Source organism: Actinoallomurus sp. CA-150999 (assembly GCF_050942425.1).
Taxonomy (GTDB): Bacteria; Actinomycetota; Actinomycetes; order Streptosporangiales; family Streptosporangiaceae; genus Actinoallomurus.
In genome coordinates this window covers 6,792,783-6,809,011 of sequence record NZ_CP192063.1, presented here as the reverse complement: position 1 = coordinate 6,809,011, position 16,229 = coordinate 6,792,783, and the positions used below count along the sequence as shown (strand labels likewise).

General features: G+C 67.8%; 17 protein-coding genes and 1 pseudogene. 13 read left to right on the top strand and 5 right to left on the bottom strand.

Annotated elements, in window-relative coordinates; translation table 11 throughout:
- Nucleotides 1-253: 253 nt before the first annotated feature.
- Nucleotides 254-433 (top strand): annotated as a pseudogene (locus ACQP2O_RS31525) (snapalysin family zinc-dependent metalloprotease); the annotation flags it as partial.
- 171 nt (nucleotides 434-604) lie between these two features.
- Here ACQP2O_RS31525 and ACQP2O_RS31520 read toward each other — a convergent pair.
- The 3 genes from ACQP2O_RS31520 to ACQP2O_RS31510 all read right to left on the bottom strand — a co-directional run bounded on the left by ACQP2O_RS31520 (nucleotide 605) and on the right by ACQP2O_RS31510 (nucleotide 1,920).
- Nucleotides 605-832, bottom strand: a complete 228-nt coding sequence (locus ACQP2O_RS31520; protein WP_433191219.1) for a hypothetical protein — start codon at nucleotides 830-832, stop codon at nucleotides 605-607.
- Nucleotides 747-1,238: a hypothetical protein gene (locus ACQP2O_RS31515; RefSeq protein ID WP_433191554.1), complete on the bottom strand. Its 492-nt coding sequence runs from the start codon at nucleotides 1,236-1,238 to the stop codon at nucleotides 747-749. The genes ACQP2O_RS31520 and ACQP2O_RS31515 overlap by 86 nt, the downstream gene beginning before the upstream one ends.
- A gap of 298 nt (nucleotides 1,239-1,536) precedes the next feature.
- Entirely contained in the window at nucleotides 1,537-1,920 is a 384-nt protein-coding gene (locus tag ACQP2O_RS31510; RefSeq protein ID WP_433171368.1) for a hypothetical protein, read from the bottom strand.
- A gap of 278 nt (nucleotides 1,921-2,198) precedes the next feature.
- Here ACQP2O_RS31510 and ACQP2O_RS31505 point away from each other — a divergent pair, with 278 nt between their 5' ends.
- The 7 genes from ACQP2O_RS31505 to ACQP2O_RS31475 all read left to right on the top strand — a co-directional run bounded on the left by ACQP2O_RS31505 (nucleotide 2,199) and on the right by ACQP2O_RS31475 (nucleotide 10,527).
- Nucleotides 2,199-2,735: a hypothetical protein gene (locus ACQP2O_RS31505; protein WP_433171366.1), complete on the top strand. Its 537-nt coding sequence runs from the start codon at nucleotides 2,199-2,201 to the stop codon at nucleotides 2,733-2,735.
- A 197-nt stretch (nucleotides 2,736-2,932) separates the two neighbouring features.
- Nucleotides 2,933-3,322, top strand: a complete 390-nt coding sequence (locus ACQP2O_RS31500; RefSeq protein WP_433171365.1) for a hypothetical protein — start codon at nucleotides 2,933-2,935, stop codon at nucleotides 3,320-3,322.
- Nucleotides 3,323-3,325: 3 nt separating this feature from the next.
- Nucleotides 3,326-3,757 carry a hypothetical protein gene (locus ACQP2O_RS31495; RefSeq protein WP_433171363.1) on the top strand — a complete coding sequence of 144 codons (432 nt, stop codon included), beginning with the start codon at nucleotides 3,326-3,328 and terminating at the stop codon, nucleotides 3,755-3,757.
- A 16-nt stretch (nucleotides 3,758-3,773) separates the two neighbouring features.
- Nucleotides 3,774-7,343 carry a WD40 repeat domain-containing serine/threonine protein kinase gene (locus ACQP2O_RS31490; protein WP_433171361.1) on the top strand — a complete coding sequence of 1,190 codons (3,570 nt, stop codon included), beginning with the start codon at nucleotides 3,774-3,776 and terminating at the stop codon, nucleotides 7,341-7,343.
- 1,314 nt (nucleotides 7,344-8,657) lie between these two features.
- Nucleotides 8,658-9,431 carry a recombinase family protein gene (locus ACQP2O_RS31485; RefSeq protein ID WP_433191217.1) on the top strand — a complete coding sequence of 258 codons (774 nt, stop codon included), beginning with the start codon at nucleotides 8,658-8,660 and terminating at the stop codon, nucleotides 9,429-9,431.
- Nucleotides 9,432-9,627: 196 nt separating this feature from the next.
- Nucleotides 9,628-9,756 carry a hypothetical protein gene (locus ACQP2O_RS31480; protein WP_433171359.1) on the top strand — a complete coding sequence of 43 codons (129 nt, stop codon included), beginning with the start codon at nucleotides 9,628-9,630 and terminating at the stop codon, nucleotides 9,754-9,756.
- Between the two features lie 81 nt (nucleotides 9,757-9,837).
- On the top strand, nucleotides 9,838-10,527 hold the full coding sequence (locus tag ACQP2O_RS31475; RefSeq protein WP_433171357.1) for a PCRF domain-containing protein: 690 nt from the start codon (nucleotides 9,838-9,840) through the stop codon (nucleotides 10,525-10,527).
- A gap of 123 nt (nucleotides 10,528-10,650) precedes the next feature.
- Here the strand turns inward: ACQP2O_RS31475 and ACQP2O_RS31470 are convergent, their stop codons facing one another.
- Complete coding sequence (locus ACQP2O_RS31470) at nucleotides 10,651-10,872, bottom strand: hypothetical protein (RefSeq protein ID WP_433171355.1); 222 nt, start codon at nucleotides 10,870-10,872, stop codon at nucleotides 10,651-10,653.
- A 733-nt stretch (nucleotides 10,873-11,605) separates the two neighbouring features.
- Here ACQP2O_RS31470 and ACQP2O_RS31465 point away from each other — a divergent pair.
- Nucleotides 11,606-12,121: an integrase core domain-containing protein gene (locus tag ACQP2O_RS31465; protein WP_433171353.1), complete on the top strand. Its 516-nt coding sequence runs from the start codon at nucleotides 11,606-11,608 to the stop codon at nucleotides 12,119-12,121.
- Nucleotides 12,122-12,327: 206 nt separating this feature from the next.
- On the opposite strand, the gene ACQP2O_RS31460 is transcribed toward ACQP2O_RS31465, so the two are convergent.
- On the bottom strand, nucleotides 12,328-12,717 hold the full coding sequence (locus tag ACQP2O_RS31460) for a hypothetical protein (protein ID WP_433171351.1): 390 nt from the start codon (nucleotides 12,715-12,717) through the stop codon (nucleotides 12,328-12,330).
- Between the two features lie 181 nt (nucleotides 12,718-12,898).
- Between ACQP2O_RS31460 and ACQP2O_RS31455 the strand changes: the two genes are divergently transcribed.
- The 4 genes from ACQP2O_RS31455 to ACQP2O_RS31440 all read left to right on the top strand — a co-directional run bounded on the left by ACQP2O_RS31455 (nucleotide 12,899) and on the right by ACQP2O_RS31440 (nucleotide 15,902).
- Nucleotides 12,899-13,030: a hypothetical protein gene (locus tag ACQP2O_RS31455; protein ID WP_433171349.1), complete on the top strand. Its 132-nt coding sequence runs from the start codon at nucleotides 12,899-12,901 to the stop codon at nucleotides 13,028-13,030.
- Entirely contained in the window at nucleotides 13,015-13,440 is a 426-nt protein-coding gene (locus ACQP2O_RS31450) for a hypothetical protein (RefSeq protein ID WP_433171347.1), read from the top strand. The genes ACQP2O_RS31455 and ACQP2O_RS31450 overlap by 16 nt, the downstream gene beginning before the upstream one ends.
- 104 nt (nucleotides 13,441-13,544) lie before the next feature.
- The gene (locus ACQP2O_RS31445) at nucleotides 13,545-15,038 is read left to right on the top strand and encodes an ISKra4 family transposase (protein ID WP_433191215.1); all 1,494 of its coding nucleotides are present in this window, start codon (nucleotides 13,545-13,547) and stop codon (nucleotides 15,036-15,038) included.
- A 108-nt stretch (nucleotides 15,039-15,146) separates the two neighbouring features.
- On the top strand, nucleotides 15,147-15,902 hold the full coding sequence (locus tag ACQP2O_RS31440) for a hypothetical protein (RefSeq protein ID WP_433171346.1): 756 nt from the start codon (nucleotides 15,147-15,149) through the stop codon (nucleotides 15,900-15,902).
- Nucleotides 15,903-16,229: the final 327 nt, after the last annotated feature.

Here is a 16,229-nt window from a genome sequence, read left to right as displayed (position 1 = left end):
GGACACATGACAGCAGGTCCTAATACTGAGAAGTGGGTCGAGGCCCTTGGCAGGAGCGTGGCAGGTTCCATTGGATGGCTCAACGAGTCGGCACCAGCCGACCCCGAGGTCACCTTCCAGCACCCCTGATCCCATCGTCGACCTCGCGAAGGCCAGCACGGCCAGGACATCAGTACAAGTGATCTTCGTCGGAAGGGCCGACCTCTGTCGGCCCTTCCGAGGGCCATCCGCATTCCCAGCCTGACGGGATGGCAGCCTCGGCCTCCCGGACAACAAGCCCGGCCCCTGCTCGTCGCTGATGTCCGGCTCGACCGGCGGCGTCTCGTGCACGAACGCCACGCCCAACGCCTCCGAGCGTGCCGCCGTCGAGGCCAACTACGCGAGCTCGGCGGCGACCCGGCTCACCGGTGGCCCCGTCGTCGACGCCCCCTGATCGCGATCAGACCGGGAACGTCACTCCGGTCAGGTCTTCCGAGACCGCCCACAGGCGACGCTGGACGGCGGCATCGCGGTACCCTGCCGTACCCGACGAGCCTCGGGTGTCGCCACCCTGTGGGGTACGGATACTCGATTACGGCTGCTGACCAGCGCTTTCTTCCGGCATCTACGCTGCGGGGCTGTACTCGTTGATCAAGCCGTCAAGGACCTCCACGCGTCTGAGCCGAGCCCTGTCAAGATCGGCGGGAGCTTCCGCTGAGATCGGTTGTGGTGGCCGCCGGTCTCGTGCCCGATGAGGACGGTGATGGTTATAGTGCCGTTCGTACTCTGCGAGTACGCGACATAGGTGACGCTCCTTGTAGATGAGGAGCCGGTCGGTGCATTCGCGCCGCACGGTTCCGATCCACCGTTCGGCGATCGCGTTCGCCTGCGGTGCCCACACCGGTATCCCGGATGAGGAATCCGATGTGCTCGGCCCGCTCCCCCAGGTCCATGAGCAGATTCCTGGCTTGCTGAGCGACCCAGGGCCCCGTCGGGTTGGTCGTCACGCCCATGACATGGACGGCCCGGGTGGCGTGTTCGATGAAGAACGGCACATAGACCCGCTTGAGAAACACCGTGTCGACATGGAACAGGTCGCAGGCGAGGATCCCCTCGGCTTGCGCCTTCAGGAACTGGCCCCAACTCGGTCTGGCCCTTCGGGGTGCTGGGTCCAGATCGGCGCGGTTGAGGATGTCGCGCACGGTACTTGGCGGCGCCCGGATGCCGGCGACGGCGCAGGAGCCGAAGGACGTGGCCAAGGAGGAGGTAGCGGAAGGACCAGAACACAAGCATCCAAGATGGCCGCTACCTCACCGTGCTCGCGCCATCAACCTGCAGGTCGGCGACACTGACCCAGTTTCCGCACCCCACAGGGTGACTGCGGTGGGGCACCAGGGTTCGGTGCGGCGGGCGGGACTGCCGGGTTGGCCGGTGGATTGGTAAACGGCGTCGCCGGCTGTCGGTACTGGGGCGGGGCAGGCTGCCCTGGACCGTAGGGCCCGGCTGGGGCGGGGCCAGCCAGAGATGGCTTCGGCGTGCGCAGCGCGAAGATCGCGGTCAGTCCTCCTGCGACCACGGGCACGAGCAGATCGCCACCCAGTCCAGGGCGGAGTAGAGGGCTGTTTCGCTGACCGAGGCTCCGAACCCGGCCTGGATGTCGTGCGTGCTGGTGCCTCTGACCAGGCCCATCGCAAGGGCGCCGACGCGTTCCGCGGCCAGTGCGCCGATGGCGGCGGCGCCGGGGGCGAGGGGGCCACGTGCCTTGGCGATCAGGAACGGGAGGGCCATAGCCGCCCCGAGCAGGAGGGCGGAGACCAGCCTGATGATGTCCAGCACCAGGATCTGGCCGAGTCTCGTGATCAACGCATCGTGGGCCACGAGTCCGAGCGCGAACGCCATGACGGTGGTGATCGCGCCGCCGATGAGGAAGGCCGCGACCACAGGGCCGGGCGATCCGCCCGATGTCGCGGCTTGGGGCGGCGGGGGGAAAGCCGAAGGTTGAGACATAGCTGTCTATTTAACAGGCCCCTGATGATAGCGTCACGGCCAGGTGATCGCGTCGGCGACAGAACCGGCGGAGGCGTCGCACAGCAACACCCTCCATCTTCAGTGGCCACCTACCGCCAGCCCACTGGCCATCCACCACCAGCCAAGAGGACGGTACGGTGACATACCCGCCTCAACACCCTGAACCCGGCCCGACGGGCCCGCCTCCTGCGGTGCCGCGGGGACCGGAACAGCCGGACGGCGGGGGATGGCATCCGGGCCCGGGTGGGCCACCCGGTCCGGGCGGCCCCGGTTACCTGCCCGGCTCGCGACCGCCCGGCCCGCGACCGCCCGCCCCGCCCCGGCCCGTCCCGCTGCTGCTGATCGGCGGTGCCGGCGCTGCCCTGATACTCCTCGCCGTCGTGCTGGTGACCGCGCTGGTCTGGCCCGGCTGGCTTGTCCGCAACCCGGGCCCGGGAAAGGACAGCGCGATCTCGACCGCGACCACGCTCGTGGACGGGATCCAATCCCGGGACGCCGTCACCCTGCACGCCGTCACCTGTCCCGACGCTGATCCGTACGTGACGGACTTCGAACAGCGGGTCTTGCACCAGTACTACCTCGCCAACGTCGAAGGCACGCCAACGGTCAACGGCACGAAGGCCCAGGCGAAACTGTCCTTGGAGAACGATGGACAGACCAGCACCTGGACCGTCGAACTCGCCCCCCGCAGCGCCCGCGCATGGTGCGTCGCAGACGTTCACATGTGATGTGCCGCCAGCGTCGTAGTGACCAACTCGTCCAGCCTTCTGCGGCGTGACTCGTCGACCAGACATATCCGGAAGCCGCCGGCACCGAACCAGCCCGAGAGTATCGGTGCCGCTCCCTACCGTGACGCGTAGATTCCCAACACCGACGGAACCGGAGTAAGGGGAACAGCCATGAGGAAACGCTGCAGGTCAGGCTGATGCCCGGTTACAACCACTACTCGCGGGAGCACCTGGAAATGCTACGGCGGCTGGACGAGGCGGAACCGGCCCACCTTCTCGAGCGGCCCGACTCGCCGCACATGGGCACGCTCTGGGAGGGCCGGTACACGGTGGCCAGCGGCGGGCCGCTCACGCGGTGGATTCGCGCGGTGACCGGTCTCCGGGCGCGTCGCGCCGAATACGTCGTGGAGATCGACCGTTCGGAGGGCAGGACCATCAATTTCCGTCTCGAGAACGCGTCCGGCGAGGTCGTCGCGAAGATCCGATTCAACGTGCTGGGCGCGTTCAAGGGCAGGGGCATGACATACCGCGACCTCACCGCAAGGGCCGCGACGGTCATGCTTGAGGACCTGCGAAAGCAGGCTTGACCTATGTTGAGGCTCGGATTCTCCAGCACCTCCGATGTCACCTGCGGCCTCTTCCGCGGGCTCGACGATCGCGGCAGTTACAGCTATGAGGAGCTGGCACAGTTGCGCGCCACGGCGCCGGCCGGGCCGCTGACGGGGGTGTGGATATCACCCCACACCATGCCGCTCACGGAATTCCCGCCCCAGCTACTTCGTCTTCCACGTTCTCCTCCAACGGATGCGCGCTGCTTCCCACCCCGGACGCTAAAGGTATGGGCTCCGACCGCAACTGGCTCGCGCACGTTCGAGGCGGCGCTCACGGACGCGGGGATCGAGTCCGTGCGCAGCGCCGTGCGTGCGCAGCGCATGAACGCGATCATGGAGCGCTGGATCGGAGGATGCCACCGCGAACCACTCGACCGCACGCTCGGCATCGCGGTTGTGCGCGGCAGGTAGTGGAGTGGAGGGGTTTGTGAGCGAGGCGACTGGAGCCGAGTGGCGCGTCGGCGCTGTTGTGGAGGGGCGCTATGAGCTCATGGAAGAGCTCGGGCGCGGTGGGATGGGGGTGGTGCACCGCGTCCGGCACTTGGACTGGCGCACCGATCTCGCGGTCAAGAGCCCACATCCCGCTCTGTTCCAGGCAGAGCGGCTGCGGGCGCAGTTCGTGACCGAGGCCGAGACCTGGGTTTCGCTTGGCCTGCATCCGCACGTGTGCACCTGCCACTATGTGCGGACCGTGGACGGCGTCCCGCGGGTGTTCGCCGAATTCGTTTCCGGCGGCAGCCTGCTCGAGTGGGTCGCCGGATCCGGCCGCCGACTCTATGCCGGCGGTCCGCCCGAGGCGCTTGGCCGGGTGCTCGACGTGGCGATCCAGGTGGCGTGGGGTCTGGAGCACGCGCACCAGCAGGGCGTGGTGCACCGGGACGTGAAGCCGGCCAACGTGCTGATGGACGCGGACGGCACGGCGAAACTGACCGACTTCGGCCTGGCCCGGGTCAAAGACCTGACACGGCAGGCCCCGCTGGATGCCGCGCCGGGCACCAGTCTGCTCAGGCCCGGCGGGGGCGGTCTGACGCCCGCGTACGCCTCGCCGGAGCAGGCCGCCGGCCAGCCGGTGGGTCGGCGCGGCGACGTGTACAGCTTCGCGGTCCTGGTGCTGGAACTGTTCGCCGGCGCCGTGTTCTGGCAGACCGGGTCGGCCGTGGGCGAGGCGCTTGGCCTGCTGCGATCGTGGCCCGTCATCGATCCCGCTCTTCCGCCGCTGCCTCCGGCCGTCGCCGACCTGCTCGCGCGCTGCCTTCACGCCGATCCCGCGGCGCGGCCGGACTCGATGGCCGCGGTGGCGTCCGAGCTCGCGCAGGCGTACCTGGCGGCGACCGGGCGCCGGTATCGGCGGCCCGAGCCGGTGGCCGTCGACCTGCGCGCGGACGGGCTCAACAACCGGGCTCTCTCGCTGCTCGATCTCGGCCGGGATCAGGAGGCTGACGCCGCCTTCGCGCAGGCGGCCGCGGCCGACCCCCGGAATCTGGCGGTCGCCTACAACGCCGGTCTGCGCCGGTGGCGGCGCGGTGAGGTGACCGACGAGGAACTTCTCGATTCGCTGGAGACGATCCGCAGCGGCGCCGATACATGGGAGGCCAGGTACCTGCTCGCACAGGTGCAGATGGAACGCGGCGACACGACCTCGGCCCGCGCCCTGCTCGCGGACTCAGCCCAGGGACAGGCGCAGACTCAAGCACAGGAACCGTCCATCGAGCGGCCTGTCGAGGATATCCAGGCGCTGCTTCGTGCCGCGCAGGCCGGTACCGGAGCTGAGACCGGGTGCGTCGCGAAGCCGGGAATCGGCTGGCGGGCGGCGAGTTCGGTCGGGCCGCCGGTGCGCATCGCCGCTGATGTGCAGTCGGCCATCACCGGCGGTGAGGACGGGGTGCTGCGCGTCTGGGACCTGGAGACCGGCGAGTGCCGCACAGCGATCCACGCGGACAGCCGGTTGCCGGTGCACGCTGTGGACATCACCCCGGACGGGCGCTACGGGGCGTCGGTATGCGGGGACACTATTCGCCTGTGGGACCTTGGGAACTGCCGCATGGTGCGCGAGCTCACTTATCGCGAACGCGGTTTCTCCGGCGCGCTGCTCGTCCCGCCGCTGTACTACGGCACGGTGCGGATCAGCTCCGACCTGCGGTTCGTGGTCTGGGCGCTGGACGGTAAGGCAGAACTCTGGGATGAGCTCCACGGCCACTCCGAGCTGTGCGACGCCGGTTCGGGCCACGGTGCGGCGCTCGACATGACTCCCGACGGGGACCGCGTCGTCTTCGCCGTCGAGGGCGTGCTGCGGGTGTGGATGCCGGGCACCGACCGCTCCTGGGTGAGTCCGCCCGCGCCCGGCGGGATGGGGCCCGGTGTGGTCCAGCTCAGCCGGAACGGGCAGTTCGCCGTCACCTCCGGCTACGTGAACGGGCGAGTCCACCTCTGGGACTTGCTGGTGACGCGCCGCGGACGCCTCCTCGAGGGACACCGCGGCGGTGCGTGGGCCTTGGCGGTGAGCAACTACGGGCGGCACGTGCTGTCCGCCGGGTCTGATGGGACCCTGCGCTACTGGGACGCGCGCGACGGCCGCTGCCTGCGCACCTTCTCCGGGTTCGACGACGCGGGATTCGTGGCAGCAACGCGGTTCGACCGAGAGCGCGAACGTGGCAACGGTGATGGCGAGTGCCTGCCCGACGACGCCGGGAACGACGCACTGCACGCCTTGACCATCAGCCATGACGGCGCAGCACGTCACTGGACTCTGCCGGCCGCATCCGACCCGGCTGCGGACAGCGTCACTCGCCGCGCGCAGCCCTGGCTGAGCCAGCCGCGCCCACACGCCGAACTGACGAAGCTCGCTACGCGGGCAGAGGAGTTGCTCGGCGAGGTGGAGTCGGCTCTGGGCGACGGCCGGTTCGCGCAGGCACACGACCTGCTCCGCCGCGCCCGGGCGATCGAGGGCCACGAACGCGATCCGCGGCTGCTGGCCGCCTGGCGCACACTTACCCGGCACACGGCCCGCACCGGCCTGCGCGCCAGTTGGCCTGGGACCGACCTCGCCCAGGGACGGATCCAGGCGGCCGACCTCTCGGCTGACGGTCGAACCGCGGCTGTGGCTCGCCAGGACGGAACAGTCCTTGTCCAGGACGTGGAGAACGGCAGCACGCTGCGCAGCTTCAGCGTGCGGCCGTACGGGAACCACCCGGTGCTACTGAGCCTGTGCCACGACGGCACTCGACTGCTCGCCACCGAGCAAGACAGGATCCTGCTGTGGTCGGTACACAGCGGCGAATGCCGAAGGTTTGTCCTCGAGAGGCAGCGCGGCCTGCGCTCAGTCCGCTTCGCCATCGACGCGGACCACGCACTGATCGGCGGCTACGACGGACGCACCGAGCACTGGGACCTGCGCGATGGCACCCTTCTCGCCGAGTGCGACATCCACCTCGACAGCGCCGCCTGGGCCGGCCCCGTGCCTTTGGGCGCCACGGCCGACGGCCTGCTGCACACCGTGCAGGTGATGGACCTGGCCACCGGCGAGACCGTGCTCAGACTCGACGCCCCCGGCCCGCCACCCGAGCCTGCCCAGCCAGGACAGGAAGGAATGTTCTTCAACCTGCTGCGCGACATGAAGCGTCCGCGCGTGGACTGGACCGCCGTGGCCCTCAGCCCGAACGGCGCCCTGCTCCTCACCGGCAACATCGAAAGCGCCATCCAACTATGGGACGTCGCCACGGGCGAACAGTTGCGCACGTTCGAGCCAGTGCCGGGGCACATCCCGTCCCACATCAGGTTCACCGCCGACGGGCACTTCGCACTGACCGCGGGCCGCGACTTCAAGCTCCGGGCCTGGAACATCGCCACTGGCGCGTGTCTTGGGACGATAGGCTCGCACCTGCACCCGATCGAAGACATCGTCCTCGCCACAGACGCGCGGCGGATACTGTCCTGGAGCATTACCGACGGCGCACGGGTCTGGGAGCTCGACTGGGACTTGGCCACGCCCGCGCACTGACCGCTGACCACCGATCATTCGGTCAACGCTCATCTGCGGAGTCCAGGGGTTATCCGCATTCTCCGAGATGCTCGCACGCTCTCGCCGCTGAAGGCACCAGCGCGGGTGGGGTTCGGCATGAGACTCCTTCGGCGTGGCACGCATGGCGCGCGGCCATTGGAATCCGGTTCATCTGTGGTCGGCGAGGACCAGATGAGCGCCTGGAGCCGTGCGGTGCGCAGGTGGGCCGAAGTTCGTCTCGCCGCTTCGTGGCAGGGAATTGCCCATACGAGGGATCAGGCTAAGCCCGCCGCACCCGAATCCACTGCTGCGAGTGCGGCGTTGGTTGGACCTTGGTTGGTGAGCCAGCCGACGGCGGGTTGGGTGTCCCAAGCACGGTCGGGTGGCGAATGTAGATCGCTTCGGGTCCGCCAGCAAGAATCCAGGAGGAATGACATGGACCCGTCTGAGCATCAGCTGATTGTCCGGGGCTTTGGTCCTTTCGCCAGTAGTGACAGACCAGGCGATGCGGATCTCGTTCACGTTGGAAGTGCCTGTGATTTCAAGGGCGCCATCGACGGTCGTGACCCTGGTGAGCTCATTTTGCGACTTCACGAGCCCGACGCTGACCATATGGACACATGGACAACGATTGAGCGCGCGGACCCAGTGATCGTCTTGGACCTCTGGACGATAGGTGACTACATATTCCGCCCGAGTGGCAAGGCCAGCGGAAGCGTGAGGGTGGGTGACGTCCTGCGGGTCGAAGCCGAGGACCGGAGGTTCGTTTATCGGTTCGTGGGCCGCCTACCGGGGCAGCACGCGTACATATTGCGCTGGGTGGATTGATCGTATGCGTATCCTAAGATCGACTGCGCGCCGCTGATCATCCCGGCACGGCGCCCTCGTCCAGGGATGGCCCGGAGTCACACGGCCGAGTGAGCAAACCCCACTCCCAGCGGCGGGCTTGCCAGCCCCAGTGTGGGCACCTGTCCTGGAGCGTCTGGCCTACAACCCTGGCGACCTCTGAGCGGCGCCGGCCGGGCGTGGCAGGCGTTGGGACGCGTTCCTCGCGGGTCGCCACGACCGCCTGGTTTTTGGATTTGCCCACTCTTGGAGCGGGGTGCCAGTGGAGCCGACGGCCTCGGGGCGATGGCCTTCACCTGCAGCGTCTCCGTCGTTGGTTTGCGGTGCGGTTCCTGGCGTGGGCAGACCGCCGACGCGCGCGGTGAGCGCTACCGATGGCGGCGATCACAGCTGGGGCCGTTGCCCTGATCGCTCCCCACCAGCACAGACGAGGATGATGACGAGCGGGCTCGTCTCGAACAGGCCGACCTGGCCTCAGACGACCCCGGAACCAAGATGATGGTCTCGGTCCTGGCAGCCGTGCTGGAGTTCCAGCGCGACATGATCAGCGAGAACACCCACGAAGGCATCGCCGCTGCCGAGGCCTCCGGCAAGACCCTCGGCCGCCCCGCCGCCCTCGGCCCCGGCAAGGCCGCCGACGTCGTCACCGCCTACCAGGAAGGCACCGCCGTCAAGGCGCTCGCCCGCGAGTACTGGGTCGCCCCCAAGACCATCCGCCGCATCCTGGACGCCGCCCACGCCCGCCAACTCGCCGACCAGCTCGACGCACCCCCCGTTCCCGACGAGCAGCCCGCCCCCGCGACCCAGACCTCGGTGAAACTCGATCTACCCGGCCTGCTCGCCGACCACCTGCACACCGCCGGCGACGACACCATCCGCCAGGCCCTCGCCACCGGGCGGACCATCCGCTGCGGCCAAGGCCACACCATCCGCCTCACCGCCCCACTCGAACTCCACCACGCAGCGCTGCAACAGAGCGCCCGCCCCAGACGCCGGGCTGGCCGAACGCAAGGCCTACCGGGTGTACGCCACCCGCATCCAGGCCGCCCAGCAGTAGAGCCCTGCACTCAACGTGACCACAGAAGCCACACGACTACACACGGCTACTTTGGGGCTCATCGCATGGACCCGGGCCGTTTGGCGTGGCCGCTGAGATCTTCCAGCAGGTTGCTGGAAGATCTCAGCGTCGGCGGTCGGAATCCAGACCCTGCCGGATTCGACCAGGTCACGCCCGCGGTGTAAGAAATAGCCTCGCGGTTGTGACCCCGCGTCCACTGGACGATCCGGCTGGCCCCCTTCTCACCTGTGACCTGGTCTGGTGGTGGTGAGCAGGGTGAGAACGAGGATGGCGCTACCGCAGGCGGTAACGAGCCAGTAGGCGGGACGTGCGGCTGAGTCCTGGGCCTACACTGGCGGCAACGATCTTGTGGAGATGCTCATGCGTAAGAATGAACAGACGCCCTTGGAGAAGTGCCGTCGCGCGTTCCAGATCGCCGAGACCGAAATCGGGGTACTGCGCGTTGAGGCCGGGCGGCTCGAAGGGATCTTGGCAGATCCGGCGCATTGAAGCGCCGCCGAGGTCGCCGGTCTGCGTCTGCAGAAGATCACGCGCCTGCTGGAGGACCTCGATGACGCGCGCGCTGAGCTGGTGTTCCTTTGCGAGTTGCAAGAGCTGGCCGACTACGCCCTGGTAGCCGAGTTCCGGGCGAACCTGGAGGCGTTGACCGCCCGGCTTGACGGCCTCCGCCGCCAGATCCCCGGCGAGTTCGATGAACGAGAGGCCATCCTGACCATCGAAGCCAAGGCCTACGAGGGCATGTGCTGGGGAAGGGACCTGCTGTTCAGGTACATGAAGCAGGCCGAGCGCCATGGGCGGCGAGTGCAGATCTACTCCATGTCGGAATCCGTGGACTTCGATCTGTCGGTAACAATGCGGATCGGCGGACTCAACGCGTTCGGATGGCTGAAGGGTGAGCGGGCTTTGCACCGTCTCGACCGTGAGGGCGACCGCCCGGCTATGGACGCACGGGTCGAGGTGCTCGCCGTTGCCGTGTCCTACGACGAGATCTACGTCGACGAAGACGAGGTGGAAATCATCGAGCACCGCGAGTGTTTCTCGTGCGGCGGGCCGCGCCCAGATCATGTCCTTGCCGTGCGGCTCAGGCATCTGAGCACAGAAACCAACGTGTGGTGCAGCGGGCAAGGGGCGACGCATCGTAACCGGGCAGGTGCCTGGACCTGGCTCCACGCGCGCCTGCTTCACCTCCGGCGAGCCTCCGCTGAGAAGGCACCGCCGCCGGTCAGGCACTATAACTCGCGCTCTCCCGAGATTATCTAAGGTGGGCCACAGCCCACCTCCTCCTCTCGCGGCTCGCGCCCCGCGCCTATCCGTGCACGCGGCCGATCTCGAAGTCCTCGAAGTCGACGGTGGCCTCATCGTGGCTCCCATCGTTCGGGTAGGTCACGAGGAGTCCGGATCGGGGGCCCCATCCGGTCCATACGGATCAATGCGAGCGGTGGAGTCGGCGGCGGTGGCGGCGAGGAAGCCGTTGATCCAGAGTTTGAGCGTGATCCTGGAGCCGTTCATGTCGCACAGCGCCTGAATCCGGTTCGTACCATGCGGCTTGTATCCGGGGGCGCCGTTGATCTGGGTGAGTACCGTGAACCGCTTTTCGGTGTCCATCCACCCGATGAGGGTGTTCGTGCCGTTGAGCCCGACCAGGAACGCGTAACCCGTGTTGTCGGAGTCGAGGGAGTCGGAGGAGCTGCCCTGGCCCCAGAGTGCGCGGAGGGCGGTCCAGAGACGATGTTCATGTCCGCGGAGACGAGCTGGTGTTCGGGATAGGTTCCATCGAAGGGGGCGACCATGGCGTCCTCGTCGCCGTCGGCCGCCTGCATGCGGTATTTCCCCTGCAGATAGCCGTAAGACACGTTGGCCTTCCCGGGGATGAAGGCATCACCTGGCCAATGCGTGGCGGGGTTGGCGAAGTCGGCGCGGTAGACGCTGGTGGCGTTCCCGGCCGGGCTGTTGGCACGGGGATCGGATCCTGTTGGCCGCGCTGTGGCGCTTCCTGGCCCGGTCGACGTGGCGCAGCTTCTTCGTCTCCCCATCGACATTGCTGCGCTGGCACCGGCGTCTGGTGACCCGCAAGTGGACCTTACCCGCACAGGTGCCCCGGCCGTCCCCCAACCCGGAAGGATGTCCGAGAGGCGGTTCTGCGGCCGGCTCGGGAGAACCCGTCCTCGGGTTATGCGCGGATCAGCGGTGAGCTCGCCGGAGTCGGCATTCGTGTTCCGCCCAGCACCGTACGCGCCATCCTCAAACTCGCCGGTCTGGGACCCCGGCCCCACGGCGCGACGGCCCGACCTGGGCACAGTTTCTGAAGGCCCAGGCCGCGGGGATCATCGCCTGCGACTTGTTCCACGTCGACACGGTGTTCTTCAAACGGATCTACGTGCTGTTCTTCATCGAGCACGCCACCCGGGTCGTGCACATCGCCGGCGCCACGGCGAACCCGACCGGGGCGTGGGTCGCCCAGCAGGCCCGTAACCTGGTCATGGACCTGGGCGAGCAGGCCGAACAGGTGAAGTTCCTCATCCGAGATCGCGACGCGGAGTTCACCGCTGTGCTCGATGAGGTGTTCACCTCGCTCGGTGCCCGGGTGATCCGGACACCGGTCCGCGCACCACGGGCGAACGCTATCGCCGAACGCTGGGTCGGCACCGCCCGGCGAGAGTGCATCGACCGGATCCTGATCTACAACGAACAACATCGGCGCCGCGTGTTGAGGGCGTACCAGCAGCATTACAACGGCCACCGGGCACACCGAGCACGGGACACCTGCGGCCACCGGACCCATCGTCGGCACGGTCGGTTCCCGACGGCCCAGAACACATCCGACTCCAGCGCCGCCGCCCGGTCGATGGACTGATCAACGAGTACAGAGCCGCTGCGTAGAGGGACAACCAAACTCCAGTTCAACAGCTGAAACCGATTATCCGCACCCCACACGCGCCAACTTCGACCTCCTACGCGCCCGCGTACTCCACTACTGACAGACACGACACCACACTCCGTCACTGGCTCACCGAGAGTGGGCCAGAGCCAATTGATGTCAGTGGTGAGCACGCTTATGGATCAGTGGGCATCGCCGAACTCGATGTACCGGTCGCCGCCGACCTTGACAAACAACTTGTGCGCGACGTCGCCCTGTTCCTGTGCGCAGTCCCAGGTTCCGGAGCCGTACACCGTCCACCGGCCGCGGAAACCCGTGTGGAGCATGGGCCGGAACCGGTCGCCGGAGACGGAACCTTCGTCGCTGAGCGCCTGTGCGCGGGATACGACCCTCGTCAGCACCGTCATCGACTCCGCCGTGCGGGTGAAGTGGCCACCGCAGTAGTCGAACCGCTGAGGCGCCGCGTACGGCATCCAGTTCCCCCAGGTCAACCGGTTGTCAAACATGACGCCGAGCAGGGAGAGCGCCAGTGCCCAGACGATGACAGCGGTGAATGCCTTCCAATGTCGCATAGAACCTCCTCGCCGGATGCGACGCGGAGTCCATGCGCTCTGGTTCCAGGGTCCCGGTAGCAATCGCCGATGGGTGTAGCTCCAACTGAGTGAGTCCGTGAGCTGGGCAGATGTGGGTTGGGCTATCCGGTCGTGAGACTGGCTTCTACCGTGGGTGCAAGCGTGCGAGACGGTGGTGGCGATGGGGTCGTTGCAGGAGGAGTTGGCGCGGCGGCAGGCCGAGTCCCGGCGGCGGATCGCCGAGCTTCGCGAGGAGTTGGCTGAGGTGCAGTCGGTCTGGAGGCTGAGGAAGATCGGTTGTCCCGGCTGGTGATCACCCAGGAGACGGTGGAGGAGATTCTGGGCGAGTCGGCCACGCCGGTTGCTGAACCCGTGTCGGCGAGCGGGGGCGTTGAGACGGGGACGCGGGAGGCCGAGCCGGAGGGCGAGCGGGAGGGGGAGGTCGAGCGGCGGGGTGTGGTGACGGTACCGCCGTGGGAGCCGGACCTGGGCCTTGCGGTGCTGCCGCGGGCGTATCGGGACGTGCTGGAAGTGCTGGCCGATGCCGGTGGGGCGATGCGGGCGGGCAAGATCTCATCAGCGTTGGGGCGGGGTGAGTCGGCGGCCAAGGTCGAGGGGTTGCGGAGCAAGCTCAAGCGGCTGGTGGAACGTGGCTGGTTGACCGAGGACGCGCCAGGGATGTTCGCGTTGGCAGAGCCGGTTCGCCGACAGGTCACCGGGTAATGGCGGCAGCGGCTCGTCACCGTGATGGTGGTTGGCGGCGGCTCGTCCTTGCTGGAGGTTCGTAGGTGGCAACCCGAATCGATCCCGACCAGCAGGAAGAGCCGGTGGAACCGTATGCCGACGCCGTCACCGATGACGAGTTTGCAACCTCGAGGAATTTATTCGACCGGCTGATCGCCGACCTGGCTGCACCGATAACGGGCGAGCTCACCCATGCCGAGCTGGAAGAACTGTGCCAGGAGCGCGGGCGCGAGATAATGCGCCAACTGCTGCAGGATCACCTGGATCTGCGGGCGCTGGGTGAGGAGGCCCGGCTGGCCGCCGGCCGTCCGGCCGGACGGCTGGAGAAGGGGCATCACCGGCTGCTGGCCACGGTGGTGGGCACGGTGACCGTGAGGCGGTGCGCGATCCGCGCCCCGGGGCGTCATAACCACTATCCGGCTGACGAGGGACTCGCGCTGCCGGCGGGGCGGCACTCGCACGGGCTGGCGAAACTGGCCGTGATGGAGGCGGTGCGCGGGTCGTTCGACGCCGCCCATGCAGCGATCACCGCCCGCTGCGGAAGCGTGATCGGTAAACGACAGATCGAGGACCTGGTGGTCAGCTCAGCAACCGATATCGACGGTTTCTACACGGCCCGCACGCCGGTACCGCGCACCGCCGAGGAACTGCTGGTGCTGTCGGTCGACGGCAAGGGCGTGGTCATGCGGCCCGAAGCGTTACGCCCGGACACCCGCAAGGCCGCCGCACGCCACCGGCACCGATTCCGCACCCGCCTGGCCAGCGGGGAGAAGCCCTACCGCAAACGCATGGCCACCCTGGTAGTGGTCCACGACGCCGTCCCCGCACCTCGCCGCAGCCACGATGTGATCAGCCTGACCGGACGCAGCGGCCACCGGCCGGTGCGGGCCGGACCGACCGCGACCGGCAAATGGATCTACGGCTCGGTCATCGAACCCGCCCAGCAGGTGATCGCATGCGCGTTCGACCAGGCCGGCGCCCGCGACGCCGCCCATGCCCGTCCCTGGGTGGTGCTGGTCGACGGCGACCCGCACCAAATCCGGCTGCTCCAGGCCGAGGCCACCCGCCGCGGCGCCACGATCCATATCGTCTGTGACCTGATCCACGTGCTCGAATACTGCTGGCGAGCAGCGCGCAACCTGCACACCGCCGACGACCCCGCGGCCGAACAACGCGTCGCCGCCTGGGCACTGGGCCTGCTGGCCGGAAACACCGACCAGGTCATCGACGACATGACGACCCAGGCCGCCGCTTTGCCCGCCGACCGGCGCGAAGGGCTCCAAGCCGCCATCGGCTACCTGACCCGCCACCGCGAGTTCCTCCATTACCGCCACGCGCTGGAACAGGGCTGGCCGATCGCCACCGGCGTGGTCGAGGGAACTGCTCGTCATCTGATCGGCGACCGGCTGGAGATCACCGGCGCCCGATGGGGTCTGGCCGGAGCCGAAGCGATCTTGAAGCTACGTGCCGTGATCTCCAACGGTGACCTGGACGCGTACTGGGCCTACCACCTTGACCGTGAACAACGCCGTCTCCACCAAGCCCGCCACCAGGACAAGTACACCTTCACAGCTTGAAACGCAGTCACTCAAGGCAAGCTGCACGCCCGTTGAAGGTGGTCGACAGCGCGACGTCCGACCCATGAAATTTGCTGATTCTATGCCGCCCCGATCTAGGGTGCGGGCATGTCGTACGTGCTGCGCGGTGTCGTCGGTGACTTCGACCATCTCCGGTTCCTGGCGGATGATGTGCCGCGGGCTGTGGTGGTGCCGCTCCGGCAACGCTTGGGGCTGCTGCCGGTGACCAACGAGATCTTCAACGAGCTGACCGACGGGTGGCGAGGAGACTGGCCGTTCAGGCTCATGTCCCCGGCGTTCGCCGAGAGGCTGAAGGACTGGTCACGCGGCGGCCGTGTCGCTTATGTGGAGGCCGACTTCTGGGGTGGTGATGGCAGTCAGACCGCTGCCCTGTGGGAGAACGGCCGTCAGACCTGGGGTCCCGAGCACGCCTGGATCCCTGCGACTGCAAAACCGTGCGAGAACTGGCCGATCAACGCCGTGCTCGCGCGCCTCGGAGTGGTCGCAACGGGTGCGTTCGACCTCTTCGACACGGTCGGCCTCGGTCAGGAGCGCGACATGGAGGGATGGCGCTGGGCGGGCCTGCGCGCCCTGGACGCCGCCGACTACGACGCCTGGGAGGCGGCGCGCCGTGCCAAGGAAGAGGCCGATGCACGCGCCGCCGCCGAACGCGACAGGTACGTCAGGCGTGACGATGTCCCCGTCATACTCGACGGCACGGCGGTAATGAAAGTACTCGGCATCCCGCCCTCCCCATTGGTGGGGGCCGCGATTCGGCACCTCCAGGAAGTTCACCTGGAACGCGGCTCCCTCACACCCGACGAGGCCGCCACCGAGCTTCGCTGCTGGGCCCAGAGCCTGTGAACCGCTCGATGAGGTGAGAGCAGCCGGGTGTTGACACCGCAATAAACGCAGTGGCGCTGGCGTTCCTCTCTCGCGATCAAACAGTCACAACGGCAAACGCCCAGCTCAACCAGTCACTGCAGAAGAGCTACACCGAAATCCGTCTGTGGTCGGACCACGCAGCCCCGTCACGGCCCTTCTCCCGTCGGTTTCGAGCGCGGATAGATCAACCGTCCGGCGGTCATCGCCTATGGGTTGCCCTGCCTTCCACTCGGCGACGGCAGCCGTGCCGGGACGGTGCTGAACCCGGTTCCGGGATCGGCGACCCGCACCCCGCGAGCACCCAGC

Bases quoted from the DNA above. Each gene is read 5' to 3' on its own strand.
- ACQP2O_RS31460 (WP_433171351.1), bottom strand. From the start codon at position 12,717: ATGCGACATTGGAAGGCATTCACCGCTGTCATCGTCTGGGCACTGGCG.
- ACQP2O_RS31480 (WP_433171359.1), top strand. From the start codon at position 9,628: ATGCGTAAGAATGAACAGACGCCCTTGGAGAAGTGCCGTCGCGCGTTC.
- ACQP2O_RS31455 (WP_433171349.1), top strand. From the start codon at position 12,899: ATGGGGTCGTTGCAGGAGGAGTTGGCGCGGCGGCAGGCCGAGTCCCGG.
- ACQP2O_RS31440 (WP_433171346.1), top strand. From the start codon at position 15,147: ATGTCGTACGTGCTGCGCGGTGTCGTCGGTGACTTCGACCATCTCCGG.
- ACQP2O_RS31500 (WP_433171365.1), top strand. From the start codon at position 2,933: ATGCCCGGTTACAACCACTACTCGCGGGAGCACCTGGAAATGCTACGG.
- ACQP2O_RS31470 (WP_433171355.1), bottom strand. From the start codon at position 10,872: ATGGACACCGAAAAGCGGTTCACGGTACTCACCCAGATCAACGGCGCC.
- ACQP2O_RS31495 (WP_433171363.1), top strand. From the start codon at position 3,326: ATGTTGAGGCTCGGATTCTCCAGCACCTCCGATGTCACCTGCGGCCTC.